This window comes from Citrobacter sp. RHBSTW-00986 (assembly GCF_013783065.1).
GTDB classification, from domain to species: Bacteria; Pseudomonadota; Gammaproteobacteria; order Enterobacterales; family Enterobacteriaceae; genus Citrobacter; species Citrobacter braakii.
The window spans coordinates 1310677-1334602 of the sequence record NZ_CP056200.1; the positions used below are offsets into that span (position 1 = coordinate 1310677).

Sequence of the window (23926 nt, forward strand, 5' to 3'; positions counted from 1 at the left end):
TATTTCTTTTGCCTTTGCACGGCTACTGGCAGGTCCGTTGAGCTTCACGCTGCAATGGTCATACGGGCATCTGATACCACCCCAAACCCAGCCAAGATGATTGGGTTTCAGCGAGTACTCGGGCATATTTCCGCACGTAGGGCATCTTGGTAAATCAGACTGCTTCACGGCGACACTCCATCAGTAGTTGATTGAATTGAATTAGCATTGCGTTACCACACCCATAAGGGAGATCGTTAACGCGGTAAGTAGGGACACCGTTGCACACCCCTGATTTCACAACGCGACCAGTGGTATAAAGCTGGGATATTGCGCCTGATACAGCGGGTGTCTTCTTGTTCAGCCCTCTGGCGATGTCACCGCTGGTGGTGTTTGGATGAGCCTGGATGTATTCAAAAACCGTCATCGCGCCGCCTCCCGCCTCGCCGTCTTATTGGCTCGAAGCATTTCTTTAGAGCGACCTGAGATCACAGTCTTCATCAGGAAGAAGCCGCAACGCTCGGCAATAACACCCTGCGTACACATCAGCACCGTATCAACGACGCGAACATGACGACGAAACTCAAAAACTGTGCTGGTGATGATGATGTTTGCCGCCGCGCCCTTGTCCTGGTATTCGATATTCATGAAATAACCCTCGCTATCAGTCGTGCCGTGGCGATGAAGCAATAAAATCCTGCGGTTAAACCAATTCCGGTAAGAGAAGAAAAGAGCAGGGTCCACATCACCAGTTCAGAAACTTTTTTCATGAGGTCACCCCATCAGCCTCGTGACGAAATTCGCGAAGAATTGAGATTATTTCAGCCTGCATTGCTGGTGGCACTTCAATGGTCAGCGCTTCGCCAGAGTCCTCTGCACATGAAGAAATAAGCTCAAGAAACTTTCTTGCTTTTCCGGCATTAAACTGAGGATTGGCTATGCTCTTGGTTATTTTTTTCTTTCCTGCCGCTTCTGCTTTCTTCATCAGCCGGGAGGCTTCTCGGTCTGCGTACACACCATGCTCGCGGGAGATACCGATCGCGATGGCATAATTCATAGAACCATCACGCACGAGCTTTTTGATATACGGGGTACATTCGTGAAGTTGAAGGTGTTGCAGAATATCTGACTCAGAACGTTTAACTTTTGCCGCTATTTCTGAAGGACTCCAGCCCTGATTCTGAAGGCGATGATATGCAGCGCCACGTTCAAGAGGAGTAAGCGCCAATCCTTGCGAACTGGTCACCATGAAGGCGATCTTGTCGGCTTCACTACCGACGAAGTCTTTGCATTCCAGGCGCACAATGTCGTGGCCCATTTCGATAGCAGCCAGCGCACCGTGATAGCGGTGATGACCGTCGATAACCTTCACGCCACGCTCGGTAACTTCTACGGCCAGCGGCGGGATGTATTCACCGGCAATAAACGCATCGCGAAATTCTTCAACATGCGCCCGATTGAGTTCACGAACGTTGTAGCCTTCTTCGGCGTAAATTTTATCCAGCGGGACATTGTAGGTTTTGCGGGTAGTTAACCCGGCGTCTTTATCATTATAGAGCTGGCCTAAACTGGGCATAGTTACTCCTTCATGTAGTGGGGGAGTGCTTTGCTATGCGCCCGCAGGGCAGGCGCATAAAACAACACACGGTGGGATTAAACAGAGCCTTCGTAGATAGGCAGGTCTTCGCCAAGCTGGCTTTCCATATCGGTGACGATCTCCTGGAATGCGTGCTCAACAACTTTCTTCGGTTCGATCAGCTCATACCAGAGGACCAACTGACCATCACGCAGGCGGTAGCGGATACGTGCATCGACCTGGTAAGGAGAGCCGTTGTGGAATGGTGAAATTGCCAGGCTGATTTTTTCCGGCATTTTGGTATTACCGGAACCTGATTTTTCATCGCTGAACTGGAACTGGCAGGTACCATCAGAAAGGCGTTTAACAGACTTAAACTCAGATTTGCGAGTCTCCTGGAAGGCCAGAACCATTTCGAGCAGTTCAGTACCAGACGGTCCCTGATATGAATCACTAACCGGCGCAACATTCTGAATATTGTTTTCCAGGAATTCAGCGAAGTTGATCTGGTCCATTTTGCTGCCATCGTTGGCAGACCATGATTTCCATTCATCAGAGAACGGGCAGTCATAAACCGCTTTATGTGCAGCCCAGCTCGGATTGTTAGCGTTCTGGTGAAAATCCAGCACGGCGACAATGAGCGTTTTAGTTTTATCCGCGAAAACTACAGTACGTTCATCACGGAATCGCTGGATGTAAGCGATCAGCGAACCCGGAGAAATCAGGTTGGCGCTCTGACGAATGCGCGACGGAGCCAGTTGCAGACTTTCGAGGGATTTGACTTCAAAGCCATCGGGTACAACAACTGACGGAATGTCCGTCTCGGTCTTCAGAGTTGCAGAGACCAGATCACGAATGTCGAGCACGGCAGAGCCTTCAATTTGAGACATTGAATATTTCCTTATCAGATTGGAATGGTTTGTTTGGTGGGTATTACTGGGCCAGCTTGATAGGTGCTGTTTGTGGTGCAGGTTCGATAACCTTTAAATCAAGCTGTGTCTGCGCAGGATCGTCACGCAGTAGATCGCCATCGGCGGTTGCAAACATGATGGTATCAGCGCGGTCCAGTTCAGGGATGGTTCGGGAGACCTTTGGCGTTACCTTCATGGTGTTTTCGTCACGGGTATTCAGCATGGCGCAATTTAGCGTCAGCGTAACCGCACCTTTCTTGCCAGTCTCACGGACTGCTTTAATCACTTCGGCCAGCGCTTCGGTTAGCTCAGCATCCAGAGTGCCTTTATTGATATAAGCCAGTTGCTGGCTGAATGGTGTGGTGTTCTTTGTTTCTGACATAGTTATCTCCAGTTATAAACGAGGATCGCCTTTTTGAGTGAGTAACCTGCATAACCAGCTACGCCGCCAGAAATTAGCGATTGTTTTTGGATTACGAACAGCCTGCACACCACGAGTGACGCGCATCAGGTCGCCGTAGTAAAAATTAACGTTACGGAAGGTCATATAAGTCACCATTTGATTAGGTATCCGGCAGGAGTTGAACCCGCGCTGGGTAGGGAGTCCCAGCCGACACCGGAAGCGGACACATTGAATAAAAAGGGCGGCTATCTGTCAGAACATTATCTTCATCCTCCTGTGAGTTGGTTGAAGACCAGATAGCCGCCAAGGCACAGCAACTATTAGAAATTAGTGATTAGCTCACTTTGGTGGTGCGGTGGCCGGTGCTAATCTTCGGCTTGTCTCGGTGGACTGCAATTCACCACACCCCAAAGGGAACTATGTTTAGCTAATGAGACGCCTGTCTTTTCACCACTTCAGGCTCGGTGGTATCTTGGAGTTCTCACACAACCAAGAGGGATGTTTATGGGCGCTTTTGATAATCAGGAAATTACGTTACCCGCATGCCCCGAGTGCGGCACTAAGACGAAGAAGAAAATCGCTTGGCTTAAGTCGAACAAAGGTTTCACTTGTCGATGTGGGGCCACTATCAATGTCAATAGCAGCCAGCTTACTTCCAAAATCAGGAAGGTTGAGGATCAGTTGAAGAAGCTCTTTAAATAGTTCTTTATCGACAGATATCATTTCTTTATCAGGGATTATTTTTTCAATCTCTGATTTTTTAATTGTGATTATTGTTTCCACGCATGCTTGACCAAGTGCCTTGCGGGCTTCAGAAACACCAGGTGCATTGTCAGAAATAAAACCAACTATTTTTCCACTTTTTAACGCAGCTCTGTACATATCAGCCAGCGCTGCGTTTTCCGCATCCTTCGCAGCATCGCCTGTAGGCTTCTCCAGCAGGTAAATCAGCACCGAAACATCACGCGAGGTTCTCTCATCTACGTCAGGATGAGTTGCTGCCTGTTTATGTGTGGAATATTCCAGGGCAGCATCAGAGGTCAGGCTTAAAATAAGCTTATCAACAGTGTCCAATTCACGCTGAAGGAATTCTTTACTGGCGCGGGCAGATTTTAATTGCTCTATAGATTTTGCCTTTTGCTGTATCCACTCATACATATCTTCCTCTGAATAGTCTCCGGCACATACAGAAGGTTGTTTTTTCAACATAATCATCTCCGTAATCGTTACTTACTACTGGTGGATTTAGCCCAACCCCCTCATACGGAAGGGGCTGGAATAAATCACATCTCTTCCTTTGAGCTACTTATGCGTTAACTGGGCGCTAACCGGTTACTTAGTGATGCTTCACGCTTCCTTTCCCTCACTACGTCGCCATGGGAACCCGACCGTATTAACGCCGTCGTCACGCTGCCTGATAAGGCATCAAGATGCGGTCTATCCGCTTTACTGCTTCATAATCATTACTCCTCTCAGTTGAAATCAGCGCCAACTACCCATCAGTGTTGCCCGTTCTCACGCCGTTCTCGCTCTCGCGCGGGGATAACCTCACACCAACCGGATCGCGCCTGGTGCTACGCCACGTTTACGTGTAGGGGTCTAAACAGGTCATTGACGCTGTAAGTGTTCAAATTGTTAAAGAGCGGTATTTCAGAACTTAGCCAGCTCGCAAACTGACTCAGGTCTGACGCCTGATTGTTTTCCCACCTCAGGCGGCGGTGGTATCCTCTGTTCACCACAAACAGAGAGGAAATCTGAATGCCTTCTAAAGAAATTATTGAAAGCCACACCATTGATTTAGAAACACTTCTGGAGCAGCTAAAAGGCTATCCCTTAGATACCCGAGTCTCGTTTAGCGGATTAGACTTCTATCGCGTAAAGCCTCAGGGACCGAACATGATCCAAATCGAATTTAATCAGTCGGTTTATCGCACTGACGAAGACCTTTTGGTGGTTCAAGACCATTCACAATAGCGGCGGCGTATACAGCTGCTTCTGCTGGTGGAACTGGGGCATAACCTTCAAGCTTTACGCCGTCCCCGAACCGCTCGAAGCAAACCCGGTCCTCGTAAACCACCACTATCCACTTCGATAACGGGTCGTTGTTTTTGTGTGCTTCGACCTCTGAAGTAACGAATAAGAACTGAAGCGCGTCTTCGGCCTGTTTTTTGACTCTTGTCCACATCTCGTAAACGTTTTTCTCTGAGAGTCGATATGGCGGGGCTTTAACGACAGTTTCTTCACCGTAATGAGCCCCATCCTTTTGCACATCCACGCCACGAACGGTGGTTGTTACTTCATCTTTCTCTTCAGCAGTGGCCTCTTTCCCTGACTCTTTTTCGAAAATAGCCTTAGCTTTCTGCAATTCATCAGGCATCACCGGCACAACCAGTTTTTTGTTTACGACTTCCATGCATGCAGAGGTGCAGTCAGAGCAGATCGCAGCGTTTCTTACTGCGTGGTGAATCATTAAAGGCACCTCGCCCCGAGTCTTTCCGCAGAATGCACACTTAATGAGTTCCATAATGTCGTCCTGTAGTTTCTGGCTTTGCGCATTGCTTGCGAATCATCCCGATCTTCATACGCCTCGGGCGGCTACTTCGTGGGCGTCCTGCCTGTTCGCTGTTGTTGATAGTGAGTTTAATCTTTCAAACAAAACTGTCAATAGAATTGTTTAAATAATGAAACTAAATGGAATGGGACGAAAAAAAACCAGCACGAGGCTGGTTTGTCAGGAGGGGAGTTTTAAATGTTTAAAGCAAATCCATTTCTACGCGCACGCAGACACCAACGATCTCACAGGTAGAGTCTATCTGCATGGGTTGAAAAGCTGGGTTTAATGGCATTAAGTAGATGTTTGGACCATCAATAGCTAATTTCTTGACTGTAGTTTCATTGGTTCCATTAATGCGTGCGACAACGATTCTTCCATTCGTAGCTTCTACTTCAGGATCAACTATGACAATCGAACCATCAGGTAGCGAAATTCCACTGCCAGAAGGCGCAGACATAGAATCGCCTGATACTCGTAAGGAGAATGAATAAGGAGAAACCTTTGCGGTAGTCTCGATCCATTGAGTAACATCATCCCAATTCCCTTGAATCATTTCTCTCCAGTTACCTGCCTGTACTGATGAAATTAAAGGAACACGCCGCCGCAGGTCAGGGCCTGGTTCCGCATTTCCTGTTGTCTCTTCAATCAAACCGCCTTCAGTTAGCCAGCGTTCGCTTACACCGAGAACACCCGCCAGTTTACTTAAATATCTTGCGGATGGTTCAGTTCCTCCGTTTACCCATTGGCTCACGGTGCCCTTTGACGCGCCAGTAGCTGCCATAAGATGCGTGCTCTTCAGCTTTAGCGCTTTCATACGCCGCGCTATGCGGTCGCTCATGCCTTCAGTGATCATGTTTAAATAATTAAACAGATTGCTGTTTAATTTCTTGACTATTTTTAGTTTGAAACGTTAAACTAATTTTCATCATTCTTACCTCGGAGAGGAAAATGTTAAAGCGAGATCTAATCAGTCACTTTGGAACAGCGACAGCTGCTGCAAAAGCACTAGGGGTTTCTAAATCCACGGTAAGTCTTTGGAAAGAAATTGTCCCTTGGCAGTACGCACTGCTAGCCGAAAAACAAACAGACGGGGCGCTGACCTTTGACTCTAAGTCATATGACAAGACTAACGAATCCGCAGCGTGACAGTAACCACAACATTAAGAGGTGAGTCGTGGGTAATCAACCAGAGTGGAAAGTTGAAAAACAGCCAGCGTGGCTGGTGGCCGCGATAAGAAGAACTATCGCCGATTTACCTGGTGGCTATGAAGAAGCTGCAGAAATTCTGGGTGTATACAAGTCTGATGACGTAACACCTGCAACCGATCCTCTGCATAACCGACTCCGCACTACTGGCGATCAAATCTTCCCGTTGGGATGGGCGATGGTATTGCAGGCTGCTGGTGGATCAAACCATATCGCAAATGCTGTTGCCAGGAACTCGAACGGTCTGTTTGTGCCGCTGGCAGATGTTGATGATGTTGATAACGCCGACATCAATCAGCGCCTGATGGAATCCATAGAGTGGATCGGCAGGCACTCTCAGTACATCCGTAAAGCTACAGCAGACGGAGTTATCGACGCCGCTGAACGCGCTCAGATTGAAGAGAACAGCTATCAGGTTATGACCAAATGGCAGGAACACCTGACGCTGTTATTCCGGGTCTTCTGTGCCCCTGATGAGGTTTCCAGACCTCCAGACTAATCAGTCTACGCCCGGCTCACAGACGTGACGCAGGAGGGCTTATGTATCAGGACGAATATTTTCACGTGACTATGCCCACGGTTTTTGCTCGTGAGGACGCCCCGTGGATTAAAGAGCAGTTAGCAACACTCCCGGCAGGTATGCGGGAAAAAATCGCGATGGCGTATGCGCAGGCGTACCAGGAGGCGTTCGACGCAGAACCGGTTTCTTTCCGGCAGCAGAACGCAGCACGACGAACGGCAAACCGCCGATTGCGAGAGTTTTGCACGAGATATACCCCAGCGGTCAGGGGATATACCTCGCTCCCACCCAGGGTATGAATTTTTGAAATCGGGTTGGGGGAAAGGGGGCGGTGTTGGGTTTTAGCCCGAAGGGCTGGAACAGCTTTACCAGAAGAGATCGATCTAACAGATAGATCACTGTATGGGGTTAAAACGTCGCTTGGGAATCCAGACGTTTAGCCATCCAAAAGGAGATAAAATGATTTATTCAGACGCTAACGAAAAATGGGCCCCTGTTCCAGTTGAGCTTTATTCAAAAGCTTATGAAGTCAGCAATCTTGGCCGTGTTCGCAGCATTCCACGTCTGGCTAACTCTGAATATTTTATTCGTCACATTCACGGCGGTTTTCTCAAAGGCCGCATGCGTAAAGACGGCACCAAAACGGTTACGTTGTCCGTTCAGCGTCAGCGCGAGAAGTTTGTCATTGCCGATCTGGTTGCTAAAGCTTTCGGGGAGATATCAACCAATGCTTAACATCCAGCCTCGCGAGAAACAGATCGTCGCGCTCAACATGCTGCGCGGCGCATGGAAGCAGAATAATTCGTTCATGCTCTATGCCCCGGTTGGTTTCGGCAAAACGGCTATTGCCGCGCTGATCACTGATGGCTTTGTCAGCCGCGAAATGCGCGTAATGTTTGTGGCCCCGTATACGGTATTGCTTGACCAGACTGCCACCCGATTCATGGAATATGGTCTTCCTGGCGAAGAGATCAGTTATGTTTGGCGTGATCACCCGTCATATAACCCGAAAGCGCTTATTCAGATTGCCAGTGCCGATACGCTTATTCGTCGTGAGTTCCCGGATAACATCGACCTGCTGATCGTTGATGAAGCCCACCTGAAGCGCAAAAAGTTGCTGGAGGTCATCGACAACCTGACGCGCAACACCGCAACGAAAGTGATCGGTCTTTCCGGTACGCCTTTTGCGAAGTTCCTGGGCAATTACTACCAGCGCCTCATCAAACCTACGACGATGAAAGAGCTGATCGCTATTGGCGCACTGAGTAAGTATGAGTTTTACGCTCCCTCACATCCTGATCTGACTGGGGTGGAAACGTCATATGTCTCTGGTTATGGCAGTGACTACAAAGAAGGCCAGCTCAGCAAAGTCATGAGCGAAGCCAAGCTAGTTGGCGACATCGTGAAAAACTGGCTGGAGAATGGGCAGGACCGCCCAACAATCTGTTTCTGTGTTGATGTAGCCCATGCGAACTACGTCACGATGGAATTTGCTCGTGCCGGGGTAACCGTTGAAGTCATGACGGCAAGCACACCCCATGAAGAACGCCAGTTGGTGATCCGCCGATTCGAACAGGGCATTACCAAAATAATCGTGAATGTCGGTGTGCTAGTCGCCGGGTTCGACAGCGATGTTCGCTGCATCATCTTTGCCCGTCCGACCAAAAGTGAAATTCGCTGGATTCAGACGCTGGGTCGCGGCTTACGCGCTGCCCCTGGCAAAGATCATTGCCTCATCTTCGACCACAGCGGCACGGTGAACAAGCTGGGCTACCCGGACGATATTGAATATGACTACCTCCCATCGTCATCGGACGGCATGGAAGAGGCTCCCCAGCGCGTCGTAAAAGCCGATGAAGCGGAGAAACTTCCGAAAGAATGCAGCCAGTGCCACTTCGTTAAACCAGCGGGTATTTATATCTGCCCTAAATGCGGATTTAAGCCACTGGCCGGGGAAGACGTTGAAACGGATAAATCCCGAGGGCTGACAAAGGTCAGCAAAGCGGAAGTTAAGTACACCACTGAGCAGAAGCAATCATGGTGGTCACAAATTCTTTTCTATCAGCGCACCCGCGCAGCGCAGGGACGACCTGTCAGTGACGGCTGGTGTGCTCATACCTATAAACAAAAATTCGGCGTCTGGCCTCGTGGGTTACACCACACCCCGCAGCAAACAACGCCTGAAGTATCGAATTTCATCAAATCAAAACTGATCGCATTTGCGAAACGCAAAGAGAACCAGGGGGAAGCGGCATGAACACCAGACTGAGCACCAAAGAAGCAGCAATAGGCCGCTGGGCAGAAATTTATAAATACTTTGGCCTTCCTGGCGTGACGGGGAAAAAACACTGGCCGAAAGAGTGTCCGGTATGCGGAAGAAAGGGGAAATTTCGTTGTGATGACAAGGATGGCACCGGGTCTTATATCTGCGTGTGTGGTTCTGGTGACGGCTGGGCGCTGCTGGCAGCAAAAACCGGGAAGGAGTTCAGGATTCTGGCAGCTGAGATCGATGAGCTGATCGGAAATAAATACACCCCAGATCGCACCACCACAAACCCGGCGCGTACATCGCTGGCGCAGCAGCGCGAAAAGGTCAGTCGTAAATTTGCAAAGCTCACTCCGCTACGTGGTACCGGTGCTGAAGGCTATCTGAAAGGCAGGGGGATTAACTCTCTTCCGGTTGAGAGCATCAGATACTGCGACAAACAGCCTGTAGACGGCAAAAACCTTCAGGCTATTTATGCGCTGGCGACGGATGACAAAGGCGAGCTTTGCTATCTGCACCGCACCTTGCTCGACGGCGAGAAGAAAGCCCAAACAGGTGGCACAGCCAAAAAGATGATGAAGCTCCAGGAAGACAATTACCTGGAGTACGCCAAATCCGTAGCTATTCGTTTATTCCCTGTAGCCTCGACGCTGGGCATTGCCGAAGGCATCGAAACGGCACTGTCCTGCCATCAAATCACCAAGTGCAATACCTGGGCAACGATGAACACGGCTTTCATGAAAAAGTTCCGCGTTCCTGCAGGGGTAAAGAACCTCATTATTTTTGCTGATGCCGACGCTAACGCCGCTGGTCATGCTGCAGCCATGGTATGCGCCGAAGCAAACCTCCACGCAAAAAACGATCTGGAGACTGTCTCCGTCCGCTGGCCTGCCCAGGGGGATTTCAACGACCTGCTGAACAATGGCTCCGAAGTCTACGAGTGGGTTTTTCACAGAGGGATGAAGCAATGAAAAAGCCGGTAAAGGCGAAGGTGAAAACCTACAAACCGAAGGAATGCGCTCAGTGCGGGGATACCTTCACGCCTACTCGTAACCTTCAAAAAGTATGTGGTCCTCGTTGTGCCATTGACTACAACCGTGCGCAGAAGGCTAAAAAGGCTGCACAGGAGAGCAAAGCAAACCTGAAGATTCGCAAGAAGGCGCTCCAGCCTCGTGGGTACTTTGTCAGTAAGGCGCAAACGGCGTTTAACGCTTTCATCCGTGAACGAGACGAGGGGAAACCTTGCCCATCCTGCGGTAACTACCACCCACCAATGATCTACGGCGGTCAGTGGGATTGTGGGCACTTCCTGAGTGTTGGCTCGCGCCCTGAACTGCGTTTTGAAGAAAAGAACGCATATCGGCAGTGCAAAGCCTGTAACGGTGGTGCTGGTCGCTTTACCGCTAAAAACAAGACGGTGCACGAACGTTACAGAGCAACGCTCATCGACTGGTTTGGTATTGAGCTGGTGGAATGGCTGGAAGGGCCACACGAGGCGAAGCACTACTCACGAGAAGAACTTGAAGAGATTGCGGCTACTTACCGCCGTAAAACCCGCGAACTGAAAAAGCAGAGGGCCGCATGAGCTACGACCTTATCTATTGTGATCCACCCTGGGAGTACGGGAACACCATCAGCAACGGCGCTGCCTGTAATCATTACGGAACCATGGGGATTGAGGAATTAAAACGTCTGCCAGTGTGGTCGCTGGCTGCTGAGAATGCGGTACTGGCCATGTGGTATACCGGCACCCATAACCGTGAAGCTGTGGCCCTCGCTGAGTCCTGGGGATTTAAAGTCCGCACCATGAAGGGATTTACCTGGGTGAAGCTGAATCAGCATGCCGCTAAACGTTTTGATAAGGCGCTGGCTGGTGGTGAGCTGGTGGACTTTAACGACCTGTTAGAAATGCTGGAAAGCGAGACCCGCATGAATGGCGGCAACCATACCCGAAGCAATACCGAGGACGTCCTGATCGCTACCAGAGGGGCGGGCCTACAACGCGCCAGCGCATCGGTAAAACAAGTTGTTCATACCTGCCTGGGCGAACACAGCGCGAAGCCGTGGGAAGTTCGGAACCGACTGGAAAAACTATACGGCGAAGTGAAACGAATCGAATTATTTGCTCGGGAAGAGTGGAAAGGATGGGACCGCTGGGGAAATGAGTGCAACAACAGCGTCGAACTTATTACAGGACAAATTAAAGAGGTGAACAATGCAGCGTGATATTCAACTGGTACTGGAACGCTGGGGAACCTGGGCGACGAGTGAAGGGACTCAGGTCAGTTGGTCACCTATCGCAGCCGGGTTTAAGGGGCTCCTTCCAGCAGTAGGTAAATCCCGAGATTCATGCTGTGACAATGATGGGATGATTGTTGATACGGCTGTTGGGATGCTTAAGCGACACGGAAGGGAAGACGAGTTAAATCTGATCATGCTGCATTACATGTATAACGTCTCCAAATCGACAATTGCGCGGCAACAAAAATGCTCTGAGGGGAAAATAAGAAACAGGCTGATGATTGCGGAAACGTTTATTGATGCCTGCATCATCATGACGGGGGCTAAATTAGAAATGGATGAGTGGGCTCACAAAATAGGAATAGATAAAGTTGCGTAAAAGACTATTCGTTACGAATTTTACCTATTAATATGTTAAGAGTGGTCACTTAGACACGAACTTAAAAGAATTTGAAACCTCGCTTTGGCGGGGTTTTTTGCTTTATGGTGGTATTCATGACAGACACCCAAACGAAAGGAGATTCCATGGGGTTTTATTACGTTTACCAGCATAAAGAGGAAGGTTTGGAAGTTGAGAAGCATCTTGTTGTTTCAGAAGAGTATCTTGATAGAGATAGCGCTAAAATGGCTAGGTCTAAGCATATGCTCAATGATAGGGGATGTGTATTCTCAGAAATTATTGAGGCATCATCACCGCAAGAAGTGCTTCAAAAGGTACAGCCGGAATTGATGAACCGCTGGATATAAAAACACCAATAACCCAATGTCGAAGGTCGCTTATGCGGCCTTTTTTATTCCCCTCATTTCTGAGAGGACTCACAGCAATAAAGAGGGGGCTAAATGTCCGATCCGATTTCCGGTACTGGGCTGGCTGGTGGTGTCCTGACTGGTGCCAGTGTTTATGGATTTCTGTCCGGAACCGATTACGGCGTCGTGTTTGGCGCATTTGCCGGAGCTGTATTTTACATTGCAACAGCTGCGGACCTTAGTGCAACGCGTCGGCTGGCGTATTTTGTCGTGTCCTACATCGCCGGGATCATCTGCTCAGGGCTGGTGGGTTCAAAGCTGGCTGACTGGACTGGTTACAGTGATAAGCCTCTGGATGCCATCGGTGCCGTAATCGTTTCGGCTTTAGCTGTCAAAATCCTGACGTTCCTGAACAACCAGGATGTCGGCTCGCTGGTGGCGCTGATAACGCGCCGGGGAGGTTCAGGTGGTACTAAATGACCCATCGGCAACAATCAACGCGCTGCTTTGCGCTGGGGTAGTGCTGACCCTGATGTTTTACCGTCGCGGTGATTCCCAACATCGACCATGGATATCTCGCTTAGCGTGGCTGCTTACGGTCATCTATAGCGCCGTACCGCTGGCGTATCTTTGCGGTATCTACCCTTATTCATCGTGGGCCACTATCGGGGCCAACATTATTTTCCTGTCTGTGCTGGTCGCCGTCAGAGGCAACGTGGCACGCCTGGTTGATCATCTGAGGCAATAAATGAACCAATCACAATTTCAGCAGGCGGCTGGTATCAGCGCCGGGCTTTCTGCGCGCTGGTTTCCGCACATTGATGCGGCAATGAAAGACTTTGGAATTACAGCGATTAATGATCAGGCCATGTTCATTGCACAAGTTGGGCATGAATCCAATGGCTTTACCTCGCTGGTAGAAAACTTTAACTACTCGGTTGAAGGGCTGAAGAAAACCTTCGGTAATCGCCTGACGCCGTATCAGTGTGAAATGCTGGGTCGTGTTGATGGTAAACAGGTCGCTCATCAGCCACAAATAGCCAATCTGGTTTACGGTGACCGCATGGGGAATAACAGTCAGGGTGATGGCTGGAAATATCGCGGTCGTGGCCTGCTGCAAATCACTGGTCGTGAGAACTACACCAAATGCGGTACAGCGCTGAAGCTTGACCTTGTGAGCACTCCGGAACTATTGACGCAAGAGCGACACGCGGCCCGTTCGGCGGCATGGTACTTCACGTTACGCGGTTGTCTCCTCTATTCGGGGGATGTGGAACGCGTCACGCAGATTATTAACGGCGGGCAGAACGGCATTAAAGACCGCCGTGAACGTTACGCCAAAGCTAAAGCCGCACTGGTGTGAGGTCACTATGGGACTTGAAATGATTATCGGCCTGATTGTTGCCGCGCTGGCAGCAATTGCCGGTGCTTTTGGTCTGGGTAAATCTCGCGGTACCAGTATCGCCGAAACAAAAGCGGACCAGCAACGCACTGAAGAGCGTGCAGCAGCTACAGAAGCGGTAGCCGAACGCCGGGTAGAAACAACAAAAGGAGCCAGGGATGTACAGCAGACTGTTAATCATCTTCCTGATGACGATGTTGACCGTGAGTTGCGCGAAAAATTTACCCGCAAAACCTGAAGTAACGGACACGGCCTGTGACTGGGTAAGCATCATCTACCTTACTGAGCACGACATTGCTGTGCTGGATAAGCAGACGAAGCGGGACATATTGGCGCATAACAGGTCTGTTCAGCATAACTGCCCAAATAAAATCATCCCAGCCTCGCAATAGCGAGGCTTTTTTATTACTAAGAGAGTAAAGAATGAAAAAAGAACAACGTTGTGACTCAATTCTGCCGGTGGCAAAAGAATTTAAATTCAGCCTGGGTCAATTGGTGAACCTGCGTATCAGTGATGAGTTTGGTGAGGTAAAAGCCCGTTCTCAGCATGTCAATGGTGAGAATCAGTACTTTATTTACTACCAGGCGGCGGATAATTGCGCGACTGAGCGTTGGTTTTCCGAATCGCAACTGGTAGCGGTGGAAGATGACCGTTCTCCGGGTATGCCTGTCTTTGGTTGTGTTGAGTTGCCGGAAGGTGCGGCGGTTGAAGAGTAAGGCATTACAGCAGGCATTCACTGAATGTCTACGATAATGCCCTAGGTAAGGATTCACGAATGCCAACTCTTAAAGACTTGTCTCAACAGCTGAAACAAGTTCAGAAACAGATACCGTTCGCCACTGCTCAAGCGATGACAAAAGTTGTACGCCAGATTGAGGTGGCTCAGAAAACGGCATTCGAACGGCATCTGGAGAGCCCCACGCCGTTTACCGTTAAATCAGTTGGTTCGGTGGCGGCAAGAAAGAACAATCTGACTGCAAAGGTTTTTGTCCGTGATACCGCTGCTGGTTATCTGGAACCATTCGAGTTTGGTGGAGAGCACAAGCTCAATAGCCAGGCTCTTTTGAATCCCAAGAACGTTAAGCTGAACAAATACGGCAACATGCTGCGTAATAAGCTCTCACAGCTTAAAACAAAGGAAAATGTATTCGTAGGCGAGGTCGATGGTGTTAACGCCGTCTGGCAGCGTAAGAAACCGATGAAAGCTAAGAAGCGACGAGCCAAGCGCTCCGCTAATGGGACGCGAAGACCGAAGCGTAAACAGCGTTCTCCAAAGCTTTTGATTCGGTTTGGTGATGCGCTACCGGTGACTCCTGTACTGGGCTATATGGACCGCTCACGCGCAATGGCATCTGGTCTGCTACCGGGTGCGCTAAGCAGCGCCATAGCTGAGGCAATTCGAACGGCAAAATAGCATACTAAATGAAATGAGGTGGTTGAAATGGATGAACGAGAATTCAGGCATGTTATCGCTCTGCTTCTTGAGGATGTTAAGCGGCTTCAGGAATTAACCCCAAATGCAGGCACAGAGGCCCGCATATGGATTGCAAAGCAAGCTCTGGAGTCCGGAGATCACGAGGGCTAAACCTTATCGTGGTTTATGTAATATCGACCAGCAGACTTCGTAACCATCACGATTGGATTAGGGCGAATTTTTTCAGCAACGGATTCAGCAAGATTACCAACATCTTCTTTTGATTTATTGGTGCTTTCATAGTTGTACTCGGCGCTTGGAAGATAATAAGTATTGCCTGAGTCTGTCGTGATCGTTCTATTAAATCCTCTTTGCTTCATTGATTTGTGTAGTTCTTCATAGTCAGCATCTTCTGAATTACGAAGTTCTACTCTAACTGTGAATTTTGCCATGTTTTTTCCTTGCTGGCGGTGTGAGAGCTTTCAGCATACCACCGAGCCTGAAGTGGTGAAAATACAGGCAAGTCAAGGTGCAGTGCTGCTCAGATAATTTTGGGTCCTTCCTGTGACTTTTGTAAGGCACGGGCATTGCGCGCCGCGTTGTTTTCCTAGCTACAAAATTTGAATTTGTGTCCCATGCCCCACCATGGGTGGATCATCTGGCATACCGCGCCAGCGCTGATTATTCCTGTTTATTCCAGTGGGACATTTAGGTGGGAAATTTGAAAAATGTCCCAGGCGAATGTCCCAATCAAAAAATGTCCCAGGTGATGTCCCATGACAACGATGAATCAGAGCCAGTACGCGCAACACTCGGGGGTTGACCGTAAGACCATCGGGCGCTGGATAAAAGCTGGTCGTTTCATCGTGATGGATGGTGACCTGATTGATGTTGAAGCCAGTGATGCAGCGCTAAAGAAAAATCGTGATGGTAAAGACCCGCGAGCCACGAACGCGAAAAAAAAGAAAACACCTGCCGCCAGTAATGACGGTGGTACTGAAATTGAGAAAGCGGCCCAGCAAATTATTCTTACCGAAGGTGCAACACTGAGCAGGGAAGAGGCTGCAAGGGTACGTGAAAACTATATGGCTCTGCTGGCAAAGCTTCAGTATGAAAAAGACAGCGGCCAGACAATTGAATTGGTTGCCGCCGAGGAGGTTCTTTTCAACGCCTTTCGCCAACAGCGTGATGCCTGGCTGAACTGGCCTTCCCGAGTGGCACCGTTGATGGCTGCTGATCTGGATGTGCCAGCGGACAGGATGACAGAGGTGCTGATTGAAAATGTCCACAAACATATCTCAGTCCTCGGAGAGCCAGAATTTAACCCAGCGGAAGATTGAGCGACTTAGGCTTAGTGTCCGGAAAGGATGGACTCCACCACCGAGAATTAGCGTGGCTCAGTGGGCGGACGATTTCCGCAAACTAGCGAAAGAGGCAGGCAGTACTTCCGGTAACTGGGAAACCTCTACGGTTGAAATTGCCCGTGGGCCAATGCTGGCGGCAACAGAATCTGGCGTTCACGTCATAACGGTTATGTGCTGTACCCAGTTGATGAAAACCGCGCTGCTGGAAAACCTGTTTGGTTATTTTGCTCATCTTGATCCGTGTCCGATGCTTCTGCTGCAGCCGAAAGAAGAAGCTGCTGAGCAGTTCTCGAAAGAGCGCATCACCCCACTGGTTAGGGTGACACCAGTACTTCGTAAAATTATTGGTGATTCAAAGCAAAAGAGCTCTAAAGAAACCATTCTCTACAAATCGTTTACTGGCGGCTTTCTGGCACTGGCTGGTGCTGGTAGCCCGGATAACCTTGCGCGTCGTCCGATCCGTGTCCTTCTGGCGGATGAGGTAGATAAATATCCGATTACCCGTGAAGGTGATCCTATCGCCCTGGCGGAAGAACGAACCGCTACTTTTGGCCTAACCTGGTTGTCTGTCAGAGCCTGTTCTCCCACGGTTGAGGATGAAAGCCGTATAGCGGATAGCTATGCAGATTCAGACCAGCGCCGGGCCTCTGTTGTTTGTCCGCACTGTGGCCATCGACAATTCCCTGATTTCTTTAAGCACGTTCAATGGCCGAAAGACGGGGATAAGCATCTGACTAAGTCAGCCATGCTGTACTGTGAATGTTGTGGGGCTGGTTGGTCAGAGGGGGAACGGTTAAGAGCATTACAGACCATCCGATGGCACCAGACCCGTCCGTTTGAGTGCTGCGGTAATCGTCATTCCCCATTGATGGATTATGACGCGGCCTGGCGAATTGTGGATGAGGGGAGTGTCGATAAAGTTTGGAGCTGGTCCGAGTCTGAGCGCCACGCTGTCTATCGTGCGACGTGCCCGGATTGTGGGCGTGAAGCCGTTGATAACCATCACGCCGGATACCAGGCATCAAAATTATTTAGCCCCTGGCAGAAAGATAAACCATCTGATATCGCTGAGAAGTACATCAAAGCTAAAGGGGACCCGGACAAAGAGCAAGCCTGGTGGAATACCCAAATGGGGCTACCTCACAGGCCAAATCACGGTAAGCAGCTTCCGGTAGATATTCTTCTATCTCGCCGTGAGGTTTTCCCAGCAAAAGTTCCGGATGGCGTTGCATTGCTGACGGCTGGAATTGATACCCAGGACGATCGCTTTGAGATTGAAGTAATTGGCTGGGGGAGAAACGAAGAGTCCTGGTCCGTTTCCCATGATGTTATCTATGGCGATCTCGAAACTGATGAACCATGGCGGCGGCTTGATGCGTACCTCAAACAAGTATGGCGTAGGGCTGATGGCCGGGGACTAACCATCATGGCGGCCTGTCATGACTCCGGTGGTCACCACACTCAGAAAGTTTACGAGTTTGCAAAAGAACGGCTCGGGCGTCGTATCTGGGCCATCAAAGGCGAATCAGCACAGGGTGGGAAACGAAACCCAGTCTGGCCGACAAAAAGACCTTCATCGAAAAGCAAAGCGCAATTCAGGCCAATCATTCTGGGTGTTAACTCTGCGAAGGATGCAATTCGTGGGCGACTGCACCTTGAACCGCCAGCGCCTGGTATGCCTGCAGCTGGATATATGCATTTCCCGGAGGATCGGGATATTGGTTACTTCAACCAACTACTTGCTGAGCGGCTCGTATACAAGGTGGTTGCAGGGCAGCGTTTCAGCGTTTGGGAAGCTATTCCTGGTAGGGCTAACGAAGCTTTGGATTGCCGTGTTTATGGTTACGCCGCGCTCTGTGGGCTTATGCATATGGGACTGAAGCTGAACGTTCGGGCAGCAAATCTGGAAGCTAACCCAGATAAATTCCTGCCAGCTCCCACTAAGCAGGAAGAACAGATCAGCTACGAGTTACCCGGCGTTGTCATTGAAGAAGCTGCACCGGTTAAGCGTAAGCGAATGTCACAACTTCTGCCGAAATAAGGAAAATCATGTTTAACCGGAACACCAGTCTGCTGGCTGGCGCGATGACTGATGCTCAGCTCAGAGATGCGCTTGCGAAAGCTCAGCAGGCTTACATTGACTTAGCAACCGGAAGCCACGGTGTTTCGTTTTCCTATTCTCAGGGGGACGGAACACGATCCGTATCCTACCAGCAAAGTTCGCTGGCAGACTTGCTGGCTCTGATCCAGCTCCTGCAGGCGCAATTGGGGATTATCTCGCGTCCCCGCAAGCCAGCGAGGTTTAGATTCTGATGAATAAAGTACAGATATTGGGCCCAGATGGGCAACCTATGCGCCCAAGTAGACCATCAATGCTGGTGGGCGGAAGCCGCGTACCTTATGACGCGGCTGATTCATTCAGTGACCAGTTGGCAAATTGGCAACCTGCTCTGTGGTCTCCAGACAACGAAATCAACATTTACCGGGATCGCATTGTTTCTCGCGCTCGCGATTTAGTTCGTAATGATGGTTGGGCAAACGGTGCTGTAACCCGGTTGTTGGACAACGCCGTCGGCGCAAATTTCCGACCCATTATGAAGCCTGATTATCGGGTTCTCAGAATGATTACGGGAAACAAAGCGTTTGATTCATCCTGGGCGGAAGAGTATGGGAAAGCACTGGATGGACACTGGCGAACATGGAGTAACGACACTGGGCGGTATTGCGACGTAGAACGGAAGTTGACTGTATCACAGATGCTGAGGTTGGGCTTTCGTCACAAGCTTATCGACGGCGATGCTCTGGCTATTCTCCAATATCGAACCGATCGACTTGGTCGTGGCAGAGGTCGTTATGCCACCACGGTTCAGATCGTTGACCCTGACCGCCTTAGTAATCCTCAGCAGAATTTTGATATGCCGAATGTTCGCGGTGGTGTTGAAATTGATAATGACGGTGCGCCAGTGGCATATCACATCAGGGAAGCCCATATGGGGGACTGGTGGAGCGGTGCTAAAACGATGACTTGGCAGCGCATCCCGCGCGAAACTGCATGGGGGAGACCGCATGTAGTTCATGATTTTGACCATGAGCGTGGTGCTCAGCATCGCGGTAATGGCATTTTGACCCCAGTGATCCAGCGTCTGAAAATGCTGGTCAAATATGACCAGAGTGAATTGGAAGCGGCGATTCTTAACGCAATTTTTGCAGCTTATATTGAGTCGCCATATGACCCTGCGATGGTTCAGTCTGCTCTAGGCGAAAACTATGACGAGTCTGAAATTGGCGCATATCAGGATGGACGAGTCGAGTTTCACAATGACCGTCGGCTGACGCTTCAGAATGGTGCTCGAATGCCCATTCTTTATCCTGGTGAAAAAATCACTACAGTGAACGCGGCCCGGCCTTACAGCAACTTTGAAGTATTTGAATCGGCGGTTCTCCGCAATTTTTCATCTGGTACTGGGCTATCTCCGCAGCAGGTGACGCAGGATTGGTCCGATGTTAACTACAGTTCTGCTCGTTCATCGTTGCTTGAAGCCTGGAAAACACTAACCCGCCGCCGGGATGATTTCTCGACAGGTTTTGCTCAACCTATTCTCACCGCCTTTGTTGAAGAAGTTCACGACAATGAGGATTTACCTCTGCCTGCAGGCGCACCGGATTTCGTTGATGCCAGAGCAGCATATTCACGTGCTCGCTGGATGGGGCCGGGGAGAGGCTGGGTTGATCCTGTGGCAGAGAAAAAAGGTGCAATCCTTGGTCTGGATGCTGGCCTTTCAACTCTGGAAATTGAAGTGGGTGAAAACGTTGGTGAAGATTGGGAGGAGGTTCTCGATCAGCGTCAGAGGGAAATTGAATCCTGCCTTAAACGTGGGCTTCCATTGCCTAGCTGGGCACAGGCTGACCAGTTTGCTAGTCAGACAATTACCGATCCGGAGGAAAAGTGAATCTACCTCATTTGGCTCAGCGGCTATTTAATACCCCGCTGGCCTTACACCCGAATAAAGCCGAAGTCATTATGGCCGCTGTTATGGACCGCTTCGGAATCTCTCGGGTTGAATCATCCATGGCAATGAACGACGAGGACAGTTACGGATATGACGATAACCGGGGCCGGGAAACCAAACGTGACCCTGGTTATGACAACGTAGCTGGTGTGGCCGTTATCCAAATCACCGGAACGTTGGTGCAGAAATTAGGCTGTTTGCGCCCATACAGCGGCATGACGGGTTATGACGGAATTCGCCAGGCATTTCTAACCGCGCTGGCAGACCCCGAGGTGGATGGTATCTGTCTTGATATTGATTCACCTGGTGGTGAAGTCGCTGGGTGTTTTGACCTGGTGGACGAAATCTACAATGCCAGGGGAGAAAAGCCGATTCATGCCATCCTCACCGAGAACGCTTACTCGGCGGCCTATGCCATCGCCAGCGCAGCAGACCGAATTTCTGTTCCTCGTACCGGTGGTGTCGGCTCTGTGGGTGTCATTACGATGCATCTTGACTGGACCCAACGTATTAAAGAGGACGGTCTGAAGGTCACGATCATTACTTTCGGTAGCCGGAAGGCGGAAGGTTCACCCTATCGGGAGCTGTCTGCTGAAGCTCTGGAAGCTATCCAGCACGATATTAACGCCATGGGGGAATTGTTTGTAAACACGGTCGCCCGTAACCGGGGGATGAGTGCAAAGGTTATCAAAAATACCCAGGCGGCCTGTTATATGGCGGCTGATGGCGTAGAAATTGGACTAGCAGATGAGGTTTGCACTCCTGATGCTGCGTTCAGACATTTACTTCAAGTAACAGGATCTTGAGATGACGAAGAAAACTTTTAATTTTGCTCACCTGATTGGGTTTGGCAAGTCAGCATCTGAAGAGGATGAAGACAAAAAAGCCAAAAAAGCGAAGGCTCGTAAGGCAGAAGAAGACGAGCGCGACGAAGATGCTGAAGACGACGATGAGCGTGATGACGACGCGGAAGAAGACGAACGCGACGACGATGCTGAAGATGACGGTGATGATCAGGAAGCATCAGAAGACGATGATTCTGAAGACGACAGCGACGGCGACGACAACCGAAAAGAAAGCAAAGCGGTTAAAAATGCCCGCGCCGCCGAGCGTAAACGTTGTGCCCGTATCTTCGGCAGTAAGCACGCCGCGGCGAATCCTTCACTGGCCGCGTCGCTGGCATTTAATACCGGTATGAGTTCGGCGGCTGCAATCAGTGTCCTGGCCTCTTCAGCCCCGGCACAACAGCCACAGGCGACCCATAAACGTTCGCTTGATCAGAGAATGCAGGATAACCAGGTTCGGCTGAGGCCAGATGGTAACCGACCTACCCGGAACAAATCTGCGCTGGTGGATAAAATGACCAGTCTCTATAACTCTACGACAGGAGAGAAGTAATGGATCAATTTGGTCAGAACCCGTTTGAACCGGGTATGAAGAGTTTGCTGTTTGTACCAGATCAACTGGTTGCAGGTACGCTCCAGCTGGTTACTGACAGCGGGATCATTACCGGCGGCGCTTTTAAGCGTGGCACGGTGCTGGGACTGGTGTCTGCCAGCGGAAAATACACCCAATGTGTGAAAACTGCTGAAGATGGCAGCCAGGCACCTGTGGCTATTCTGGTTGATGATGTTGACGCATCGTCTTCTGATCAGACTGGTGGCCTGTATCTGATGGGAGAGTTTAACCAGAACCGCGTCACTATTGACGCATCCTGGACGATTGCAGAGATGAAAGCTGCACTAAGGCTGCTGGCCATTTTCCTGAAAGACAGTAACCAGGCTCCGGTTTCCTGATTTAAATCCCCTTAAACAATTTCTCTGCTTTTTGCTTTAACCGGCAGGGGCTCGCTCATTCCAAATTCCTGCCGGGTTTGCCCGGCACCATCAAGAGACTGATTATGGAAAATATTTTTGATACCAGTGTGCTGGTACAGGTCGTTCCTAACCTGAAAACCAGTCAGAACTGGCTGCTTGATCGCTTCTTCCCTAATGTCGTGACTTATGAGACTGAAGAGGTGGCAATTGATGTTGATGTCGGCCTGCGTCGTATGGCCCCGTTCGTTTCCCCGCTGGTGGAAGGTAAGCTGGTCGAATCCCGTAAATACCAGACCAACACCTTTAAACCCGCTTACATCAAAGACAAGCGGGCACCGGACCTGCGTAAACCCATCCGCCGTCAGATTGGTGAGAAAATTGGCGGGGAATACACCGCTGCCGAGAGAGAAATGCTGAATCTGCAGTTTGAAATGACTGACCAGATCGACATGATAAATCGTCGTCTGGAATGGATGGCAGCCAGCGCACTGGTGTCGGGCACAGTTACCGTTACCGGGGAAGGCTATGAAACTAAAGTGGTGGATTTTGGGCGTGCTTCTGACCTGACCATCACTCTTAGCGGCTCGGATAAATGGCCACTGACTGTTGCTGCTGGCGCTACCAATACCCAGCCATCAGATGACGTTGAAATCTGGCAGACGACTTTCCTGAAAGAGTCCGGCTCTGTCGCCACTGATCTGGTCTTCACGAATAAGTCATGGCGCGCATTCCGGCTGGATACCACCATCAAGGATAATGCCATCACGTTCCCGGCGCTGAGCCCGTTTGGTAACCAGATTAACGCTGGCCCACAGGTGATGAAGGGCGCTATCTATAAAGGGCGCTGGGGTAACTTTGACCTATGGTTATATAACGACTGGTTTATTGACCCGCTCGATAATGTCGAGAAGCCGATGATCCCCGACGGCGCTGTTATTATGTCTGGCGCTGACCTGATGGGTACCCGTGCCTTTGGCGTCATCCTCGACCCGGCATTTAATTACGGTCCTCTGGCCTATGCGCCAAAATCCTGGGTGAAAGAAGATCCTGCCCAGCGTCTTATCCTGATGCAATCCTCCCCGCTGGTTATTCCGAGCCGGGTTAACGCATCCCTCTGTGCGACGGTGGTCTGATATGGCTAAAACAACCAAAACTACACCGGGCGATGATCTGAATGCGGAAGGGACTGCCGCTGATGGTCTGAATGTTGACGAGCTGAATGCCGGCGGCAACGTTCAGGAGTCCCAGCCGCTTGACGATAAACAAGGTGCCCCATCAGAGGATGAGGATGTCGCTGAAGAAGATATTCAGGAAGCAGAGGAACCCTATTTTGTGGTGTTGAAAGGGAATTGCATTCGCCATGACGGTGAGGTTTACCGGGAAAACTCCCGCATTCCGGTTTCCGGTAAGGATGCTGAGCGTCTGCTGGCCGCTGGTGTGATTGCCGATGTTCAGGTTCTGCGGCAGCGTGCATTATCTGCTGCGCGTGGTGTGAAAATCACAACGGAGTAAGCT

37 protein-coding genes are annotated in these 23926 nt (G+C 50.1%); 26 read left to right on the forward strand and 11 right to left on the reverse strand.

The genetic code is table 11. The features are described from left to right. Positions 1-154 precede the first annotated feature (154 nt). The 10 genes from HV345_RS06435 to HV345_RS06480 form a co-directional block, all read right to left on the reverse strand. Positions 155-406, reverse strand: coding sequence for a hypothetical protein (locus HV345_RS06435; RefSeq protein ID WP_181636392.1), 252 nt, complete (start codon positions 404-406; stop codon positions 155-157). Then, a complete protein-coding gene (locus HV345_RS06440) occupies positions 403-627 on the reverse strand; it encodes a hypothetical protein (RefSeq protein ID WP_088731857.1) in 225 nt (74 codons plus the stop codon). The genes HV345_RS06435 and HV345_RS06440 overlap by 4 nt, the downstream gene beginning before the upstream one ends. Further along, complete coding sequence (locus tag HV345_RS06445) at positions 624-749, reverse strand: sodium:solute symporter (RefSeq protein WP_115643042.1); 126 nt, start codon at positions 747-749, stop codon at positions 624-626. Before HV345_RS06445 ends, HV345_RS06440 begins: the two co-directional genes overlap by 4 nt. Then, entirely contained in the window at positions 746-1555 is an 810-nt protein-coding gene (locus HV345_RS06450) for a DNA-binding protein (RefSeq protein ID WP_115643043.1), read from the reverse strand. The genes HV345_RS06445 and HV345_RS06450 overlap by 4 nt, the downstream gene beginning before the upstream one ends. A 77-nt stretch (positions 1556-1632) precedes the next feature. Then, positions 1633-2445 carry a YfdQ family protein gene (locus HV345_RS06455; RefSeq protein ID WP_181636393.1) on the reverse strand — a complete coding sequence of 271 codons (813 nt, stop codon included), beginning with the start codon at positions 2443-2445 and terminating at the stop codon, positions 1633-1635. A gap of 43 nt (positions 2446-2488) precedes the next feature. Next, positions 2489-2848: a hypothetical protein gene (locus HV345_RS06460; RefSeq protein ID WP_096846331.1), complete on the reverse strand. Its 360-nt coding sequence runs from the start codon at positions 2846-2848 to the stop codon at positions 2489-2491. Positions 2849-2860: 12 nt separating this feature from the next. Beyond that, complete coding sequence (locus tag HV345_RS06465) at positions 2861-3013, reverse strand: hypothetical protein (protein WP_162875782.1); 153 nt, start codon at positions 3011-3013, stop codon at positions 2861-2863. Between the two features lie 390 nt (positions 3014-3403). Beyond that, entirely contained in the window at positions 3404-4078 is a 675-nt protein-coding gene (locus HV345_RS26365) for a hypothetical protein (protein ID WP_255467599.1), read from the reverse strand. A 703-nt stretch (positions 4079-4781) separates the two neighbouring features. Then, on the reverse strand, positions 4782-5393 hold the full coding sequence (locus HV345_RS06475; protein ID WP_181636394.1) for a ClpX C4-type zinc finger protein: 612 nt from the start codon (positions 5391-5393) through the stop codon (positions 4782-4784). A gap of 229 nt (positions 5394-5622) precedes the next feature. Further along, positions 5623-6237 carry a LexA family transcriptional regulator gene (locus HV345_RS06480; protein WP_240357407.1) on the reverse strand — a complete coding sequence of 205 codons (615 nt, stop codon included), beginning with the start codon at positions 6235-6237 and terminating at the stop codon, positions 5623-5625. A 134-nt stretch (positions 6238-6371) separates the two neighbouring features. On the opposite strand from HV345_RS06480, the gene HV345_RS06485 reads away from it, so the two are divergent. The 17 genes from HV345_RS06485 to HV345_RS06560 all read left to right on the forward strand — a co-directional run bounded on the left by HV345_RS06485 (position 6372) and on the right by HV345_RS06560 (position 15220). Next, the gene (locus HV345_RS06485; RefSeq protein WP_115643048.1) at positions 6372-6569 is read left to right on the forward strand and encodes a Cro/CI family transcriptional regulator; all 198 of its coding nucleotides are present in this window, start codon (positions 6372-6374) and stop codon (positions 6567-6569) included. A 28-nt stretch (positions 6570-6597) separates the two neighbouring features. Next, on the forward strand, positions 6598-7128 hold the full coding sequence (locus HV345_RS06490; protein WP_000528109.1) for a YmfL family putative regulatory protein: 531 nt from the start codon (positions 6598-6600) through the stop codon (positions 7126-7128). Positions 7129-7169: 41 nt separating this feature from the next. Further along, the gene (locus HV345_RS06495) at positions 7170-7448 is read left to right on the forward strand and encodes a hypothetical protein (RefSeq protein ID WP_025711394.1); all 279 of its coding nucleotides are present in this window, start codon (positions 7170-7172) and stop codon (positions 7446-7448) included. A gap of 160 nt (positions 7449-7608) precedes the next feature. After that, entirely contained in the window at positions 7609-7884 is a 276-nt protein-coding gene (locus tag HV345_RS06500) for an NUMOD4 domain-containing protein (protein WP_181636395.1), read from the forward strand. Continuing rightward, on the forward strand, positions 7877-9406 hold the full coding sequence (locus HV345_RS06505; RefSeq protein ID WP_181636396.1) for a DEAD/DEAH box helicase: 1530 nt from the start codon (positions 7877-7879) through the stop codon (positions 9404-9406). The genes HV345_RS06500 and HV345_RS06505 overlap by 8 nt, the downstream gene beginning before the upstream one ends. Positions 9407-9414: 8 nt before the next feature. Next, positions 9415-10386: a toprim domain-containing protein gene (locus HV345_RS06510; protein ID WP_086550850.1), complete on the forward strand. Its 972-nt coding sequence runs from the start codon at positions 9415-9417 to the stop codon at positions 10384-10386. Then, the gene (locus HV345_RS06515) at positions 10383-11000 is read left to right on the forward strand and encodes a recombination protein NinG (RefSeq protein WP_181533069.1); all 618 of its coding nucleotides are present in this window, start codon (positions 10383-10385) and stop codon (positions 10998-11000) included. The genes HV345_RS06510 and HV345_RS06515 overlap by 4 nt, the downstream gene beginning before the upstream one ends. Then, positions 10997-11641, forward strand: coding sequence for an MT-A70 family methyltransferase (locus tag HV345_RS06520; RefSeq protein ID WP_181636397.1), 645 nt, complete (start codon positions 10997-10999; stop codon positions 11639-11641). Before HV345_RS06515 ends, HV345_RS06520 begins: the two co-directional genes overlap by 4 nt. Then, a complete protein-coding gene (locus tag HV345_RS06525) occupies positions 11631-12035 on the forward strand; it encodes an antiterminator Q family protein (protein ID WP_181533073.1) in 405 nt (134 codons plus the stop codon). The genes HV345_RS06520 and HV345_RS06525 overlap by 11 nt, the downstream gene beginning before the upstream one ends. A gap of 116 nt (positions 12036-12151) precedes the next feature. After that, positions 12152-12403: a hypothetical protein gene (locus HV345_RS06530; RefSeq protein WP_233615108.1), complete on the forward strand. Its 252-nt coding sequence runs from the start codon at positions 12152-12154 to the stop codon at positions 12401-12403. 93 nt (positions 12404-12496) lie between these two features. Beyond that, positions 12497-12883: a phage holin family protein gene (locus HV345_RS06535; protein WP_001283172.1), complete on the forward strand. Its 387-nt coding sequence runs from the start codon at positions 12497-12499 to the stop codon at positions 12881-12883. Beyond that, a complete protein-coding gene (locus HV345_RS06540) occupies positions 12870-13151 on the forward strand; it encodes a phage holin family protein (protein ID WP_044702861.1) in 282 nt (93 codons plus the stop codon). Before HV345_RS06535 ends, HV345_RS06540 begins: the two co-directional genes overlap by 14 nt. Continuing rightward, a complete protein-coding gene (locus HV345_RS06545) occupies positions 13152-13766 on the forward strand; it encodes a glycoside hydrolase family 19 protein (protein ID WP_115207177.1) in 615 nt (204 codons plus the stop codon). Positions 13767-13773: 7 nt separating this feature from the next. Further along, positions 13774-14043: a hypothetical protein gene (locus HV345_RS06550; RefSeq protein WP_080100495.1), complete on the forward strand. Its 270-nt coding sequence runs from the start codon at positions 13774-13776 to the stop codon at positions 14041-14043. Continuing rightward, positions 14000-14197, forward strand: a complete 198-nt coding sequence (locus HV345_RS26370; RefSeq protein ID WP_233608902.1) for a hypothetical protein — start codon at positions 14000-14002, stop codon at positions 14195-14197. The genes HV345_RS06550 and HV345_RS26370 overlap by 44 nt, the downstream gene beginning before the upstream one ends. 31 nt (positions 14198-14228) lie before the next feature. Further along, positions 14229-14522, forward strand: coding sequence for a hypothetical protein (locus HV345_RS06555; RefSeq protein WP_181636398.1), 294 nt, complete (start codon positions 14229-14231; stop codon positions 14520-14522). Between the two features lie 59 nt (positions 14523-14581). After that, positions 14582-15220 (forward strand): hypothetical protein, encoded by a 639-nt coding sequence (locus tag HV345_RS06560; protein ID WP_181636399.1) that lies wholly within the window; start codon positions 14582-14584, stop codon positions 15218-15220. A 167-nt stretch (positions 15221-15387) separates the two neighbouring features. On the opposite strand, the gene HV345_RS06565 is transcribed toward HV345_RS06560, so the two are convergent. Beyond that, complete coding sequence (locus HV345_RS06565) at positions 15388-15672, reverse strand: type V toxin-antitoxin system endoribonuclease antitoxin GhoS (protein ID WP_096757378.1); 285 nt, start codon at positions 15670-15672, stop codon at positions 15388-15390. A 324-nt stretch (positions 15673-15996) separates the two neighbouring features. Here HV345_RS06565 and HV345_RS06570 point away from each other — a divergent pair, with 324 nt between their 5' ends. From HV345_RS06570 to HV345_RS06610, 9 genes are all read left to right on the forward strand, one after another. After that, positions 15997-16560: a hypothetical protein gene (locus tag HV345_RS06570; RefSeq protein WP_096757377.1), complete on the forward strand. Its 564-nt coding sequence runs from the start codon at positions 15997-15999 to the stop codon at positions 16558-16560. Then, positions 16502-18625, forward strand: a complete 2124-nt coding sequence (locus tag HV345_RS06575; RefSeq protein ID WP_096757376.1) for a phage terminase large subunit family protein — start codon at positions 16502-16504, stop codon at positions 18623-18625. The genes HV345_RS06570 and HV345_RS06575 overlap by 59 nt, the downstream gene beginning before the upstream one ends. Positions 18626-18633: 8 nt before the next feature. After that, the gene (gene gpW, locus HV345_RS06580; RefSeq protein ID WP_096757375.1) at positions 18634-18897 is read left to right on the forward strand and encodes a gpW family head-tail joining protein; all 264 of its coding nucleotides are present in this window, start codon (positions 18634-18636) and stop codon (positions 18895-18897) included. Next, positions 18897-20534 carry a phage portal protein gene (locus tag HV345_RS06585; RefSeq protein ID WP_096757374.1) on the forward strand — a complete coding sequence of 546 codons (1638 nt, stop codon included), beginning with the start codon at positions 18897-18899 and terminating at the stop codon, positions 20532-20534. The genes gpW and HV345_RS06585 overlap by 1 nt, the downstream gene beginning before the upstream one ends. Next, positions 20531-21400 (forward strand): S49 family peptidase, encoded by an 870-nt coding sequence (locus tag HV345_RS06590; protein WP_096757373.1) that lies wholly within the window; start codon positions 20531-20533, stop codon positions 21398-21400. Before HV345_RS06585 ends, HV345_RS06590 begins: the two co-directional genes overlap by 4 nt. Position 21401: 1 nt before the next feature. After that, positions 21402-21992: a hypothetical protein gene (locus HV345_RS06595; RefSeq protein WP_096757372.1), complete on the forward strand. Its 591-nt coding sequence runs from the start codon at positions 21402-21404 to the stop codon at positions 21990-21992. Beyond that, complete coding sequence (locus HV345_RS06600; protein ID WP_181636400.1) at positions 21992-22390, forward strand: head decoration protein; 399 nt, start codon at positions 21992-21994, stop codon at positions 22388-22390. The genes HV345_RS06595 and HV345_RS06600 overlap by 1 nt, the downstream gene beginning before the upstream one ends. A 104-nt stretch (positions 22391-22494) precedes the next feature. Next, on the forward strand, positions 22495-23544 hold the full coding sequence (locus HV345_RS06605; RefSeq protein ID WP_096757370.1) for a major capsid protein: 1050 nt from the start codon (positions 22495-22497) through the stop codon (positions 23542-23544). Between the two features lies 1 nt (position 23545). Beyond that, complete coding sequence (locus HV345_RS06610) at positions 23546-23923, forward strand: hypothetical protein (protein WP_096757369.1); 378 nt, start codon at positions 23546-23548, stop codon at positions 23921-23923. The last annotated feature ends 3 nt before the right edge of the window (positions 23924-23926 follow it).

Coding starts and splice junctions, on each gene's coding strand:
- HV345_RS06545 (WP_115207177.1), top strand. CDS start 13,152: ATGAACCAATCACAATTTCAGCAGGCGGCTGGTATCAGCGCCGGGCTT.
- HV345_RS06435 (WP_181636392.1), bottom strand. CDS start 406: ATGACGGTTTTTGAATACATCCAGGCTCATCCAAACACCACCAGCGGT.
- HV345_RS06585 (WP_096757374.1), top strand. CDS start 18,897: ATGAATAAAGTACAGATATTGGGCCCAGATGGGCAACCTATGCGCCCA.
- HV345_RS06475 (WP_181636394.1), bottom strand. CDS start 5,393: ATGGAACTCATTAAGTGTGCATTCTGCGGAAAGACTCGGGGCGAGGTG.
- HV345_RS06570 (WP_096757377.1), top strand. CDS start 15,997: ATGACAACGATGAATCAGAGCCAGTACGCGCAACACTCGGGGGTTGAC.
- HV345_RS06565 (WP_096757378.1), bottom strand. CDS start 15,672: ATGGCAAAATTCACAGTTAGAGTAGAACTTCGTAATTCAGAAGATGCT.
- HV345_RS06600 (WP_181636400.1), top strand. CDS start 21,992: ATGGATCAATTTGGTCAGAACCCGTTTGAACCGGGTATGAAGAGTTTG.
- HV345_RS26370 (WP_233608902.1), top strand. CDS start 14,000: ATGTTGACCGTGAGTTGCGCGAAAAATTTACCCGCAAAACCTGAAGTA.
- HV345_RS06505 (WP_181636396.1), top strand. CDS start 7,877: ATGCTTAACATCCAGCCTCGCGAGAAACAGATCGTCGCGCTCAACATG.
- HV345_RS06555 (WP_181636398.1), top strand. CDS start 14,229: ATGAAAAAAGAACAACGTTGTGACTCAATTCTGCCGGTGGCAAAAGAA.
- HV345_RS06440 (WP_088731857.1), bottom strand. CDS start 627: ATGAATATCGAATACCAGGACAAGGGCGCGGCGGCAAACATCATCATC.
- HV345_RS06485 (WP_115643048.1), top strand. CDS start 6,372: ATGTTAAAGCGAGATCTAATCAGTCACTTTGGAACAGCGACAGCTGCT.
- HV345_RS06480 (WP_240357407.1), bottom strand. CDS start 6,237: ATGAAAGCGCTAAAGCTGAAGAGCACGCATCTTATGGCAGCTACTGGC.
- gpW (WP_096757375.1), top strand. CDS start 18,634: ATGTTTAACCGGAACACCAGTCTGCTGGCTGGCGCGATGACTGATGCT.
- HV345_RS06550 (WP_080100495.1), top strand. CDS start 13,774: ATGGGACTTGAAATGATTATCGGCCTGATTGTTGCCGCGCTGGCAGCA.
- HV345_RS06525 (WP_181533073.1), top strand. CDS start 11,631: ATGCAGCGTGATATTCAACTGGTACTGGAACGCTGGGGAACCTGGGCG.
- HV345_RS06465 (WP_162875782.1), bottom strand. CDS start 3,013: ATGACCTTCCGTAACGTTAATTTTTACTACGGCGACCTGATGCGCGTC.
- HV345_RS26365 (WP_255467599.1), bottom strand. CDS start 4,078: ATGTTGAAAAAACAACCTTCTGTATGTGCCGGAGACTATTCAGAGGAA.
- HV345_RS06460 (WP_096846331.1), bottom strand. CDS start 2,848: ATGTCAGAAACAAAGAACACCACACCATTCAGCCAGCAACTGGCTTAT.
- HV345_RS06450 (WP_115643043.1), bottom strand. CDS start 1,555: ATGCCCAGTTTAGGCCAGCTCTATAATGATAAAGACGCCGGGTTAACT.
- HV345_RS06530 (WP_233615108.1), top strand. CDS start 12,152: ATGACAGACACCCAAACGAAAGGAGATTCCATGGGGTTTTATTACGTT.
- HV345_RS06515 (WP_181533069.1), top strand. CDS start 10,383: ATGAAAAAGCCGGTAAAGGCGAAGGTGAAAACCTACAAACCGAAGGAA.
- HV345_RS06610 (WP_096757369.1), top strand. CDS start 23,546: ATGGCTAAAACAACCAAAACTACACCGGGCGATGATCTGAATGCGGAA.
- HV345_RS06520 (WP_181636397.1), top strand. CDS start 10,997: ATGAGCTACGACCTTATCTATTGTGATCCACCCTGGGAGTACGGGAAC.
- HV345_RS06595 (WP_096757372.1), top strand. CDS start 21,402: ATGACGAAGAAAACTTTTAATTTTGCTCACCTGATTGGGTTTGGCAAG.
- HV345_RS06445 (WP_115643042.1), bottom strand. CDS start 749: ATGAAAAAAGTTTCTGAACTGGTGATGTGGACCCTGCTCTTTTCTTCT.
- HV345_RS06575 (WP_096757376.1), top strand. CDS start 16,502: ATGTCCACAAACATATCTCAGTCCTCGGAGAGCCAGAATTTAACCCAG.
- HV345_RS06455 (WP_181636393.1), bottom strand. CDS start 2,445: ATGTCTCAAATTGAAGGCTCTGCCGTGCTCGACATTCGTGATCTGGTC.
- HV345_RS06495 (WP_025711394.1), top strand. CDS start 7,170: ATGTATCAGGACGAATATTTTCACGTGACTATGCCCACGGTTTTTGCT.
- HV345_RS06500 (WP_181636395.1), top strand. CDS start 7,609: ATGATTTATTCAGACGCTAACGAAAAATGGGCCCCTGTTCCAGTTGAG.
- HV345_RS06560 (WP_181636399.1), top strand. CDS start 14,582: ATGCCAACTCTTAAAGACTTGTCTCAACAGCTGAAACAAGTTCAGAAA.
- HV345_RS06605 (WP_096757370.1), top strand. CDS start 22,495: ATGGAAAATATTTTTGATACCAGTGTGCTGGTACAGGTCGTTCCTAAC.
- HV345_RS06535 (WP_001283172.1), top strand. CDS start 12,497: ATGTCCGATCCGATTTCCGGTACTGGGCTGGCTGGTGGTGTCCTGACT.